Origin of the sequence: Steroidobacter sp. (assembly GCF_016790065.1) — a bacterium.
In the GTDB taxonomy this organism is placed as follows: Bacteria; Pseudomonadota; Gammaproteobacteria; order Steroidobacterales; family Steroidobacteraceae; genus Steroidobacter.
Genome location: NZ_JAEUPY010000447.1, coordinates 1 through 12,477 on the forward strand (window position 1 = coordinate 1; position 12,477 = coordinate 12,477).

Here is a 12,477-nt window from a genome sequence, read left to right on the forward strand (position 1 = left end):
ATCAGGTGGCTTATGCGGGTGTGCCGGCGAGCGATCTCGTGCAGCGCATGGGCTATTCCGGCGAGGAGTACAACACGCGGTTCGCGAGCTTCATCGGCGCGACGGCGGCGGAAGATCCCGGGGAATATCGACGCCGCTCTCCGGTCTTCCACGCCGACAAGTTGCGCACCCCGTTGCTCATCCATACCGCCACGAATGATGGCGACGTGAACGTGATGGAAGTCGAGCATCTCATCCTGGCGCTCAAGGCAGCGGACAAGAAGTTCGATTACAAGATCTATCAGGATCCGCCAGGGGGTCACTCCTTCAACCGGATCGATACCAAGTTGGCGCAAGAATCCCGGCGAGATATCTATGCCTTCCTCGCGCGGCATCTGCAGCCACGCAAGCCGAGATAGGGCCCGTCATTCCGGGGCTGAAAGGATCGAGACCTTTCAGCTCCGGGACATCCGCCTGACGAGAGATATCGAGTCAATGAAATTATCTGCATCAGTCGCGGCGCTGGTCGTGGCCTGTGTGTGTCAGGGAGCGCCGGCCGACGCGGCGGACTCGGCCGGCAAGGCCCAGATCGGCAGCTTCGGTCTGGCGCTTGCTGCCGGCGATTCCGGTACTCGGCCCGGTGATGATTTCTTCGAGTATGCCAGCGGCCATTGGTACGCGAACTTTCAAATCCCCGCGGATCGCGCTTCCTACGGCGCATTTCAGGGATTGAGCGAGCTGACCGCGCAGCGCGTGCGAAGAATCATCGAAGCGGCGCGTGCAGCGGATTCCGCTCCGCGTTCCCCGGAACGCCAGATCGGCGACCTGTACGCCGCCTTCATGGACGAGTCATCGATCGAGGCCAACGGGCTCGAATCTGCGCAGCCGGATCTGCGCCGTATCGCCGCGGCAAGCTCAAGGACCGACATCGCGCGTTTGATCGCGCTTCCGCAGTTCAAGTCAGTCTTTACCTTGACTGTGCGGCCGGATTTGCGAAGTCCCGATAGATATTCAGTCCGGATCGGCCAAGCCGAACTCGGTCTGCCGAATCGCGACTACTACCTCAGGGACGAGGCCAGCTTCAAGGAAGTTCGGGGGAAGTATCTGGATTACTTGCGCCAGATGCTGGAGCTGGCGGGGCTGCCGGCGGCGCGAGAACAGGCGCGCGACGTCATGGCCTTCGAATCGAAGCTTGCTCGAGTCCATTGGTCTCTACAGCAGCAGCGCGACATCGAAGCGAGCTACAACCCACGTAGCAAGGAACAACTGCTGAGCTACGCCCCGGGCTTCGATTGGCAAGCCTTTCTTGATGCCGCCCAGGTCGGTGCCCGTCGGGAGTTCATCCTGAGGGAGTTGTCGGCGATAAAAGCGATCGCACGAATCTTCGGTGACACGCCGATCGCGACGCTGCAGTCCTATCTCATCGTTCATTACCTCGACGATCACAGCGATTACTTGCCGAAGCGCTTCGGCGCCGCGACGTTTGCCTTTCACGGAACGGTGCTGAGCGGCCAGCCTGTCCAGCGCGAACGCTGGCAGCGCGCGGTCCAGGCGGTCGACCAATCCCTCGGCGATGCGATCGGCCGCATCTATGTCGCAGAGTATTTTCCGCCACAATCCAAAGTGATGATGGAGGAGTTGGTCGAGAACGTGCGTGCGGCTTTCAAAGAGCGCATCGAACAGCTCACCTGGATGACGCCGACGACCAAGCGGCGCGCGCAGCAGAAACTGGCCAGCATCGTCTCCAAGGTCGGGTATCCGGAGCGATGGCAAGACTATTCCACGCTCGACATCCGGAGCGATGATCCGATCGGCAATGCGCACCGTGTTGCGCAGTGGGAATGGAGTCGCAAGATCGCTCGCCTCGACCTGCCGGTGGATCACGAAGAGTGGGACGTGCCGCCGCAGACGATCAACGCGTTCTACAATGCGCTCAACAACGAGATCGTGTTTCTTGCTGCATTCCTGCAGCCGCCGTTCTTTGATCCCAATGCGGATAGCGCTGTGAACTATGGCGCCATCGGCGCTGTCATCGGCCATGAGATCGGGCACGGCTTCGATGATCAGGGACGTCAGTTCGGCCCTGAAGGAAACCTGATGGATTGGTGGACGCCGGCGGATGACGCCGCATTCAAGGCGCGCGCGGCTCAGCTCATCGCGCAGTACTCGGCTTTCGAAGCCTTGCCCGGGTTGCACGTCAATGGTGCCGTCACGATCGGTGAGAACATCGGCGACCTCGGCGGTCTCAGCATGGCCTACCACGCCTACCATCGCTCCCTGAAAGGACGCAAGGCTGCCATCGTGGATGGCCTTACCGGCGATCAACGCTTTTTTCTCGCCTACGCACAAATCTGGCGCGCCAAGTATCGCGACGATGCTCTGCGGCAGTATGTGCTCAAGGATACGCACAGCCCGGAGCGATTCCGGGTGAATGGCCCCCTGCGCAACATCGATGCCTGGTACGCGGCATTCGATGTGAAGCCGGGCGACAAGCTCTATCTGAGCCCGGAGCAGCGCGTCGAGATATGGTAGCTGCCTATGTGATGACGCTGCCGCGCCTGCCGTCAACGAAAATGGCAGGTGTGATGCAGGTGTAACAAATCTTGATACACCACGACCTGGGAAGAGCACGGAGCAGAAATTTGCCAGAGTCAGCGCTTTCGAAGTGCCATTTCAACCGGGACGAGCGAAGCGGAGTTTTCCCCCAGCGCCAGCCTGGCGACCACAAAAAACAACCGTGTCTCACCCGCCAGGCCTACATAGCTGGAGCCATTCGTTGTAACGTCGGCGTCATGGCCGAATCCCTGGATAGCTGGTTCGAACGCGAGATCCTCGTGCATGAGGAGTCGCTGGTGCGCTATCTGCAGCGGATCTGGCCGAAGCGCGAGGAGGTCGACGACCTGCGTCAGGATATCTATGTCCGCGTTTACGAGGCGGGCATGAAGGCGCGCCCGGTCGCGGCCAAATCCTTTCTGTTCACCACGGCTCGCAACTTGATGGCCGATCGAGTACGCCGAGGACGCATCGTATCGATCGACGCAACGGGGGATTTGGAGGTCCTGAACGTCCTGTTGGATGAGATCTCCCCGGAACAGCGCACCAGCGCACGCCAGGAACTGCAGCGACTGGCGCAAGCGTTCGACCAGTTGCCGCCCAAGTGTCGTGAAGTGATGTGGATGCGCCGTGTCGAGGAGATCTCGATACGGGCCGCCGCGGATCGGCTCGGCGTGAGCGAAGGGACTATCGAGAAGCATCTAGCGCGGGGTACCGAGTTACTCGCGAGTTACCTGTTTGGCGGTAAAGAGGCGCAGGTGAGCAGGAGTGAACAGTTCGACGGCGAGTCGGAACAGCACGAGGTCAGTCATGGACGGCAATAGCGACAGCATTGCGGCAACGTGGATTGCGAAGCGGGCTGGCGACCGTTGGAGCGATGCGGACCAGGCTGCGCTCGATCAATGGTTGCAGCAGTCCACTCGCAACCGAGTGGCTTTCGTGCGTGCGCAGGCGGCATGGAAGAACGCGGCGCGGCTCAAGGCGCTCAGTGCTGGGGTTCCGCCTGGAGTGCTGCCCAAGCCGGATGGGTGGAATTTCTCGCCTTTCTTTGACCCGACAACGGCGGCAGCGGCAGTTGCAGAGCCAGCGATCGAGGCAACTGTGCCATCCAGGCCGCCGGCAAGATCGCTCAAGCGGTTCGGGGCACTCGCTGCAGGCATCCTGTTGGTCGTGACCATCGCCACTTGGTCGCTCTGGCCCGCGGGCCAGTCGTACCTCACTCCAGTCGGCGGGCTCGCCATCGTGCCGATTGCGGATGGTTCGAGCGTGACCCTCGGGACTGACAGCAAGATACGAGTTGCATTGAGCCAGAGTGAGCGTCGCGTGAGTCTGGATCGCGGCGAAGCGTTCTTCGATGTTGCCAAGGACTCGACACGTCCATTCGTGGTGGTGGCAGGCGATCGGCGTGTCGTCGCCGTGGGTACACAATTCTCTGTTCGCCGAGAGGCAGGCGATGTTCGGGTCGTCGTTGCAGAGGGGCGCGTGCGCGTGGAAGAGGGTAGCGGCAGCACGGCGTCGTCCTACCAGCTCGGCGCCGGCGATGTAGCTAGGGCTGGCTCCGCTGGCACGGAGGTGCATGGCGCGCCATTGTCGGAGGTCGAGGAAGTGCTGAGTTGGCGGTCCGGGTATCTCGTGTTCCGAGACGTGACGATCGCGGAAGCCGTTGCCGAGTTCAACCGTTACGCCCCGCAGAAAATCGTGATCGCCGACGCAACTGTTGCGAGCCTGCGAGTCGGTGGAAAATTCCGGTCGACCAACGTGGGTGGCTTCCTGCGCCTGCTCGAAGCGGGCTATCCAGTGCGCGTTCTACAACAGAATGGCGAAACGACGTTGCTCGGCTCGGCCGAGCGTGCTGGCTCTGCTCACTGACCGAGTTGCGGATTTATTCAGGTCGCACTGTTGGATATTTGAATTTGGATCGTCCCGGTAGTTAGCGGACCATCAACCAGAGCCGCACGGGGACCACCAATGCTGAAATCCATTCTGCCGCGATCCGTCGTACTCGCACTCGCGTGCTCCGCGGCGCTGTGTGTACAGGCCGCTGGCCTCGAAAGTGTCAATATTCCTGCTGGCGAACTCAAGGCGGCGCTCGAGTTGCTGTCCAAGCAATCGGGCGTCGAGCTGATGTACAGCCCGGATCAACTCAAAGGCATTCGCACGCCAGGCGTCAGCGGCAGCATGTCGCTCGAAGCGGCAGTGGCCAAGTTGCTGCAGGGAACGCCGCTGATACTACGCACCGACGAGCTGTCGGGAGCTTTACTGATCACGACTCGGACTAGCGCCGTACAAGAAAAGACATCGTTCGAAACTCGGGACGCCGGCGAGACGGACCAGTCTGAGCTCGCCGCTGACGGCTCGAAGCGCAGCTCCGGTTTGGACTCCGTGCTGGAAGAGGTCACCATCACCAGCAACCGGATCTCGTTCGGTCGTGACGAACGCACGCTGCGAGAAGTGCCGCAGTCGGTCTCCGTCATCACCCGTCAGCGTATCGAAGACCAGAATCTGTTGACGCTGACCGAGGCGATGACTGCCGCCACCGGCATCACCGTCGTGTCCGCCGGCACCAATCGGGAAACCTACTCGGCGCGCGGCTTCGATCTGAACATCTTCCAGGTCGATGGCATTCCCATCGATCGTTCCAACCAGGACGTGGTGCTGAGTCCGGATCTGGGGATCTACGAGCGCATCGAAGTCCTGCGTGGCGCTAACGGTTTGTTGCAGGGGTCGGGCAATGCGTCCGGCACCGTCAACATGGTGCGCAAGCGTCCCAAGGATCGTTTTGCCGGCGCCGCCGTGTTGAGCGCCGGTTCGTGGAACAACTATCGAGGCGAGCTGGACTTGACCGGCCCGCTGAATCAGTCCGGCACCTTGCGTGGTCGCACCGTGCTATCGCATCAGGACAGCGACTTCTTTTATGACGTCGCTCATCAGAAGAAAACCGTGCTGCATGGAATCGTCGAGTACGACTTGCGACCGGATCTCGTGCTGTCCGCCGGCTACACGCAGACGCTGCTGGAACAGACGCCGCTCGGCGCTGGCTTGCCGCGCTACACGGATGGCAGCGACATTGGCTTGCCGCGTTCCACGTTCCTGGGACCGAAATGGGCGCACATGGATTTCGACAACAAGAACGCGTTCGTCGAACTGGCATGGACTGCCGCCAATGGTTGGGTGACCCGAGTGGTGGGCAATTACCTGAAAGGTTCGAATCAATGGCGAACCGCAGCCATCGTTGGCTGGGTGGATCCGGCCACCGGCACCGGGCCCTTTCTGGATAGCGCCGACTTTCCTAGCAACGTCGAGCACACCGGTGTGGACGCGTTCACTCAAGGCGACATCAGCTTGTTCGGGCGGACGCATCATCTGATGTTCGGCGGCTCCACTCGCAGTGTCGAAGACACGCTTGCTTACTATGTCCTGAATCCGTCGGGCGGACCGGCCGATATCTTCAACTGGAATCCGGCGAGCGTGCCGGTGCCGGTGCGGGTTCAGCCGGCGTTTCTGGAAAGCACGCTGGACACATCGGAATCGGGCTTGTATGCCAGCGGCCGCTTCAGCGTCGCCGACCCGCTCACGATCTCGGTTGGCGCTCGCGTGTCTTGGTGGAAGTTCGCGCAGCATTACAGCGATGGCGATTTCGTTTATGTCGGCCCGCCCTCCAAGGTCAGTGGCGACGGCGTAGTGACTCCCTACGCTGGCATCGTCTACGAACTCAACGATACGTTCTCGGTGTATGGCAGCTACGCCGATATATTTCTGCCCCAGGTGCGCGCTCTGGAATTTCCAGGCAAGCCCATCGATCCCATCGTCGGCGCCAACACCGAGCTCGGCATCAAAGGGGAATTCCTGGATCGCACCTTGTTCGCATCGCTGGCGATGTTCCGTATCGATCAGAAAAACCGCGCGCTGCCCGACCCACAGCGTCCTTGCGCAGCGGGCAGCCCGGTTTGTTACTTCGTTCCGGATGGCGAAGTGAGCAGCGAAGGCTTCGAAGCGGAAATGTCCGGACGGCTGGGCGGCAATTGGGAAGTGGCGGCGGGCTACACCTTCAACACCACCAAGTATGAAAAGGATCGCGATGCGGCCAATGCGCCCACTGTGAATGAAGGCGCGGCATTCAGCTCTTACACGCCGAAGCACTTGTTCAAATTGTGGTCCACCTACCGCTTGCCTGGGCTGCAGGGTCGGTGGCGACTGGGCGGCGGTGTGCACGCACAAAGCGAGAGCTACGTGCAAAGCGGTGCCGTGCGCGCTGTCCAGGACGCCTACTGGCTAGCCAGTTTGAATGCCAGTTATCAGATGGCGGAGAAAACTTCCGTGTCGCTGTACGTCAATAACTTGTTCGATGAGACGTACTACAACCTGCGCTCGCCCTTCTGGATTTTCTACGGCGAGCCTCGCAGCCTCACGTTGACGTTGCGTACGTCGTTCTGATCTGAGCAGGCCCTGCGATGAATCGTGTCTCATCGAGCATGCTGTTGCTGGTGTGTGGCTTGCTGGTCGCCGTGACCAGCAAGGCCGAACAGAAATTGACGAAGCCGGCGGCGGCGAAGGTCGAGTTTCAGTGGGGCGTCAAGATTCCGATGCGCGATGGAGTGCATCTGAATGCGACGGCCTACACGCCGAAAGGACAGACAGGGCCCGCGCCCTGTCTGTTCACATTGACGCCGTACATCTCCGAGACCTATCACGATCGCGGCATGTATTTCGCCTCGCACGGGTTGCCGTTCCTCACGGTGGACGTGCGCGGGCGGGGCAACTCGGAAGGAAGTTTTCGGCCCCTCATACAGGAAGCGCGCGACGGCTACGATGTGGTGGAATGGTTGGCGAAGCAGCCTTACTGCAACGGTAAGGTGGCCACGTGGGGCGGCTCATACGCCGGCTACGATCAATGGGCGCTGGCCAAGGAGCGGCCGCCGAGCCTGGCGACCATCGTGCCGGTGGCCTCGGTGTATCCGGGGCTCGACTTTCCGATGCGCAATAACATTGCGTATCCATACGCCATGCAATGGCTCGCGTTGACTGCTGGGCGCGCTTCCCAGCAGAAGTTGTTCGATGACGAGTCATTCTGGTCGGCGCTGAGTCGCGACTGGTTCGAGTCGGGACGGCCGCTGGCTGAGTTCGATACGCTGCTGGGCCAGCCTTCGCCGATCTTTCAAGAATGGCTCCGGCATCCCTATCGCGATGAGTATTGGGATGCGCACGTGCCCACGGCCGAGCAGTATCGGAACATGCAGTTGCCTATACTCACCATCACCGGTAGCTACGATGCCGATCAGCCCGGTGCTTTGGAGTTCTACTCACAGCACATGCGCCATGCGACTCCCGAGGCGCGCGCCCGGCACTATCTGATCATCGGTCCTTGGAATCACTCCGGCACGCGCACGCCGCAGGCGCAGTTCGGCGGCCTGACGTTTGCCGAGGCGAGTCTGGTGGATCTGCCGAAGCTGCACCTCGAATGGTATGCGTGGACCATGCAAGGCGGGCCGAAGCCAGAGTTTCTGAAAGCGCCGGTGGCTTACTATGTGATGGGAGCCGAGCAATGGCGGTATGCGCCGAGCTTGCAAGCCATCACTGCTGAGTCGCATGCAATGTCGCTCGACTCGAACCACAACGCCACCGATGTGTTGGCGTCAGGTTCGCTGCTGCGAGATCGGGTGGCTCGCGGCAAGCCGGATAGTTACATCTACGATCCACGCGACATCAGCAGTGCAGAGGCGGATAGCGCGCCGTCTAGCGTCGGCGGACTGGTGGATCAGAGACAAGTGCATGCCAATCGCGGCAAGCAACTTGTATATCACACCGAGCCGTTCGCCGAGTCGGTGCAGATCAGTGGCTTCTTCAAACTCTCCGCATGGATTGCCATCGACCGGCCGGATACGGATTTCACTGTGGCGGTCTCGGAGATTAAGATCGATGGCAGTAGTATTCATTTGAGCGACGCGAGCATGCGTGCGCGTTATCGCGAGAGCGTGCGTGAGCCCAAGCTTATCGACACCCGTGCGCCGTTGCGTTACGACTTCAGTGACTTCTCATTCGTCTCGCGTCAGCTGCAGCGTGGCAGTCGGCTTCGATTGGTGATCGCTCCGTCGAACTCCATGCATTCGCAAAAGAACTACAACAGTGGCGGCGTCGTCGCGCTGGAATCCATGCGGGATGCTCAGCCGGTCACGGTGACTCTGTATCACGATCGGACTCGACCCAGTACGTTGTACGTGCCCATGGGCCAACCGTGAGCAAGTACGGCGCGAAGAGCTGTATGCGTGACGTCCTCGTTCTGCTGATGCTTCTCATGAGCGTGGTGTCTCTTGCACACGCGCGTGGCTCGGTGTCGCGAACGGTCGACGTGGAACGCGGCGTTCAAGATCCGGCCATTTCACCCGATGGCAAGACGCTTGCTGTCGCGGTGCTGGGGAAAATCTGGTTGGTGCCGATGGAGGGCGGTGACGCCCGACAGCTGAGCTTCGGTACCGAATGGCAGTCGCACCCTGCGTGGTCGACCGACGGACGATTTTTGGCCTACGCCGAACAACACCGTACCGGCAGTGAGCTCATCGTGCATGCGCTTGCCGACGGTACCAGGCGGAGCATTTTCAGGACCGAGTTTCAGATCGGCCAGATCGACTATCACCCGACGCGGCCGCAGCTGTTTTTCATCGAAGACCGCAATCAGTTCGCTGCTCATCTATGGTCGGTGCCGACCGGGCGTGCCGCTAGCACCAAGCAGGCCGATGGTTCCACTGCCGCGGGCGAAGATGGCCCGCGGCAGTGGACTTTTGGCCAGACCGAAGCGGTCTGGTCGTTCGCGCTGTCTCCCGATGGCACGCAGGTGGCGTTGGAACATGTCGGCGAGCGATTTCCCAGCGTGCGCGATTTGGTAGTGATGAACCTGGACCCGATCAGCGTCGAGCGGCTGACCAGCAGCCCTCAAGTCGATGAGACATCGGTGCGCTGGAGTGTCGACGGCGCGTCGCTGATCTATATCGATCGCGAGGAGGGCGTTGAGCATTTGACGATACGTTCGCTGCGACAGGGAGCTGCGCGGCGCGTGTATTCCAGTCCCTATGACGGCAAGCAGCTCGCGCTGCATCCGGATGGGAAGACGGCGGTGCTGGTCGCTGGGCGCAAAGTGTTCCGCGTCGATCTCGAGTCAGGGAAGTCATCGCCGATTCCGTTTCGGGCGAGCTTCGTCCTCCCCGCACGCCTGCCTGTCGACTTGTTAATTACCAACGCGCGATTGTTCGACGGGCGAAGTGCCGACGTGATGGAACAGGCCAACGTAGAGGTCAAAGCCGGCCGCATCTTGCGAGTTTGGCAAGGCGCCGTGCCGGCCAGGAGTTCCAAGTCATCGAGCGCAGTCCGTGTCATCGATGCGAAGGGACGCTTTCTGATGGCGGGCTTGGTCGATAGCCACTATCACTACTGGCGTCACTTCCTGTACAGCGGCGAGGACATGCTCGCGAAAGGAATCACTTCGATCCGCGATCCAGGCGCAGACCTCGCAGAGAGTTTGAATCTGCGCGACGCCATCGAGCATGGTCTGCTCACAGGGCCGCGCATCTATACGCTCGGCCCGTTGCTGGACAGCTACAGCTATAAACCCATGGTGGATGTGCTGCTGTCTCGTCCGGAATCGGCCTCCGCATTGGTGCGCTCCCTGCACGCGCAAGGTGTGGACGGAATCAAGCTTTACTACTTCCTTGCGCCGGAAGTCTCGGCGGCGGTTATCACCGCTGCGAAGGCAGTGGGACTGCCGGTGACGGGCGACATGGCGCGCACAGGTTGGCCGGCTGCAATTGCTGCAGGCATCAGCGGCGTCAATCACGCCAACAACTATTACTACGGCTTCGTTCCCGACACCCAGAATCCTCAGTGGGAGAAGGAGCCCATCAAGGTTTCCATGGCCCGCCTCGGTCTGCAGCAGTATCAGCCTCGCCCCGATCCGAAAGGTCCCGCGGTTCAGCAGATGCTGCGTGACATGGCGGCGCGTGGCGTGATGCTGGATGCCACGTTGACGGCCTACTTTCCAACAGGCATGGAGCAGATTCGTTACGGCTTGGACAACTGGCAGACCGAGACACAACGCGCGGCGGATCTATCCACGCTGACCTTGGAGGCTCATCGCAACGGGGTGCAGTTGCTCGCCGGCTCGGACAACAACTCGTTGCTCGATGAGCTCGAGCGCTATGAGCAGATCGGTGTGCCGAATGCCGTGATCCTGCAGGCGGCCACAGTGAATGGTGCGAAGTGGCTACACAAGGAGCGTGAGTTCGGCACCGCTACAGCAGGCAGCAGGGCGGACCTGCTATTACTCGATGCAGATCCCTTGCAGCAGATGAAGAACATTCGCAGTGTGGCGCTGGTCATCAAGGATGGTCGGGTGGTGTCAGAGCGATGAGTGGATCCAGAGTGAAGCGATGTATAGATGCGAAGCTCGTTGCGATGTTCGCAGCGGCACTGCTCGGATTCGGCGCGCCACACATGGTTGCCGGCCAGAATGCGCAGGAGCGGGCGTCCTTGGAACAGTTGCGTCGAGAGGCGCAGCCGGCCGAGGACTACGTGGTTGGCAAGTTTCGCGATCACGACATCGTGTTCCTCGGCGAGGGGCCGCACTACGTCAGGCAGAATATCGAGTTCCTGCAGCGGTTGATCTCTAAGCTATACGCCGCGGGAGTTCACAACCTCGGCTACGAATTTCTGCTCTCCAAGGACCAGGCGAAAGTCGACGAGTTGCTCAATGGCCGGCACTACGATGAGTCCCTGGCGAACGATCTGATTTTCAATTTCAGGTTGTTGCATACCAGCTTCAGGGAATATCGGGATGTGCTGCGCGTGGCTTGGGAGATCAACCATGCTTTACCAGCCGACGCTCCGAGGTTCAGAGTCGTGGCGCTCGATGTGCCATTAGGTCCCACCGAGTGGTCGCAGTTACGGGAGGGCGAGAAAGGCATGGATGCGAAAGCCCGAGACCGCTGGATCGGCGGCGACTACGGCAGTCGCCGGAATATTCTCTGGGCGGACATCATCAGCCGGCAGTTCATCGAGAAAGATGCCAAGGCGCTGATTTACGCTGGCTCGGGACATACCAGCACGCGCTTCTACGCCGAAGAGAACCCTGAAGGGACTCACTACGAAGGCTGGCATCGCGGGCACTCACGAAGCGCCGGAAACCTGATCTATAGCTACATCGGCGACCGTACCTTTCGCATCACACTTCATGGCAGCGAAGCCGGGCCCGAAGTGGCACAGGCTGAATCGCTCATTACGGCGGCGTTTCCCGAGAAGCGGCAACTCGGCGTCGATGTGCGATCTGTAACGGCGTTAGGCGCTGTGCCGAGTTCTCAGCTTGGATATCTCTCTCCCTCAGTGACGCGCGTGGGAGCAGAGACTGCTGGTGGCTGCCGCAGCTTTACATTGGCTGATGTTACCGACGGCTATGTGTATCTGGCGCCGAGGTCGGAGTTCAGGATGCAACGTCGAATCACTGACATCCTCACTCTGCAACGGTCGCGAGAGTTCACCAGACAGATGCAGATCCGGAAGGGGGATAGAAATCTGTCCCTCAGCGACGCGGACATTGCAAACATCGTTAGAGAGATCGATGAGCGAAATCGAAGAGACGTGGAGGGGGTGCGCAATGATTGATCTTAGCCGGACTCCATTCCCGGACTGAAACGAGTCGTTCGAATGATTGGATACTTGCGTCTACGCATAAAAAAACGGCGACCGCCGTCGGTCGCCGTGAAAAGGCTGCGCGAGTGTCAAGCTCGCGCCGCGCTGGAGTGACTAGGCTTACTGCACGACCTTAGAGGCGACGTTCGAGTTGTTGCTCTCGGTGCCGTTGGCGGTGTAAGCGCGGACCGCGAAGTAGTAGGTGCCCGGGGCGAGGTTGTCGAAGGTGTAGCGAGTGATACCGACGTTGGCCACCTGCACCGACTGCGTCAG

Annotated in this window: 8 protein-coding genes; all 8 read left to right on the forward strand. The window is 60.5% G+C overall.

Features of this window, described 5'->3' with window-relative positions:
- A partial coding sequence (locus JNL55_RS18790; protein WP_293857071.1) for an alpha/beta hydrolase family protein occupies positions 1-398 on the forward strand: 398 nt, incomplete at its 5' end.
- 76 nt (positions 399-474) lie between these two features.
- Complete coding sequence (locus tag JNL55_RS18795; RefSeq protein WP_293857074.1) at positions 475-2,511, forward strand: M13 family metallopeptidase; 2,037 nt, start codon at positions 475-477, stop codon at positions 2,509-2,511.
- 260 nt (positions 2,512-2,771) lie between these two features.
- Entirely contained in the window at positions 2,772-3,356 is a 585-nt protein-coding gene (locus tag JNL55_RS18800) for an RNA polymerase sigma factor (RefSeq protein ID WP_293857077.1), read from the forward strand.
- Positions 3,343-4,401, forward strand: a complete 1,059-nt coding sequence (locus JNL55_RS18805) for a FecR family protein (RefSeq protein ID WP_293857080.1) — start codon at positions 3,343-3,345, stop codon at positions 4,399-4,401. Before JNL55_RS18800 ends, JNL55_RS18805 begins: the two co-directional genes overlap by 14 nt.
- 99 nt (positions 4,402-4,500) lie before the next feature.
- Positions 4,501-6,966 carry a TonB-dependent siderophore receptor gene (locus JNL55_RS18810; RefSeq protein ID WP_293857083.1) on the forward strand — a complete coding sequence of 822 codons (2,466 nt, stop codon included), beginning with the start codon at positions 4,501-4,503 and terminating at the stop codon, positions 6,964-6,966.
- Between the two features lie 17 nt (positions 6,967-6,983).
- Positions 6,984-8,768 carry a CocE/NonD family hydrolase gene (locus JNL55_RS18815; protein WP_293857086.1) on the forward strand — a complete coding sequence of 595 codons (1,785 nt, stop codon included), beginning with the start codon at positions 6,984-6,986 and terminating at the stop codon, positions 8,766-8,768.
- 56 nt (positions 8,769-8,824) lie between these two features.
- Positions 8,825-10,930 (forward strand): amidohydrolase family protein, encoded by a 2,106-nt coding sequence (locus tag JNL55_RS18820; protein ID WP_293857089.1) that lies wholly within the window; start codon positions 8,825-8,827, stop codon positions 10,928-10,930.
- An 11-nt stretch (positions 10,931-10,941) separates the two neighbouring features.
- Positions 10,942-12,177 (forward strand): hypothetical protein, encoded by a 1,236-nt coding sequence (locus JNL55_RS18825; RefSeq protein ID WP_293857092.1) that lies wholly within the window; start codon positions 10,942-10,944, stop codon positions 12,175-12,177.
- Positions 12,178-12,477: the final 300 nt, after the last annotated feature.

What these genes read in the sequence shown, in the direction of transcription:
- JNL55_RS18795 (WP_293857074.1), top strand. Translation starts at nt 475, where the DNA reads ATGAAATTATCTGCATCAGTCGCGGCGCTGGTCGTGGCCTGTGTGTGT.
- JNL55_RS18800 (WP_293857077.1), top strand. Translation starts at nt 2,772, where the DNA reads ATGGCCGAATCCCTGGATAGCTGGTTCGAACGCGAGATCCTCGTGCAT.
- JNL55_RS18805 (WP_293857080.1), top strand. Translation starts at nt 3,343, where the DNA reads ATGGACGGCAATAGCGACAGCATTGCGGCAACGTGGATTGCGAAGCGG.
- JNL55_RS18810 (WP_293857083.1), top strand. Translation starts at nt 4,501, where the DNA reads ATGCTGAAATCCATTCTGCCGCGATCCGTCGTACTCGCACTCGCGTGC.
- JNL55_RS18815 (WP_293857086.1), top strand. Translation starts at nt 6,984, where the DNA reads ATGAATCGTGTCTCATCGAGCATGCTGTTGCTGGTGTGTGGCTTGCTG.
- JNL55_RS18820 (WP_293857089.1), top strand. Translation starts at nt 8,825, where the DNA reads ATGAGCGTGGTGTCTCTTGCACACGCGCGTGGCTCGGTGTCGCGAACG.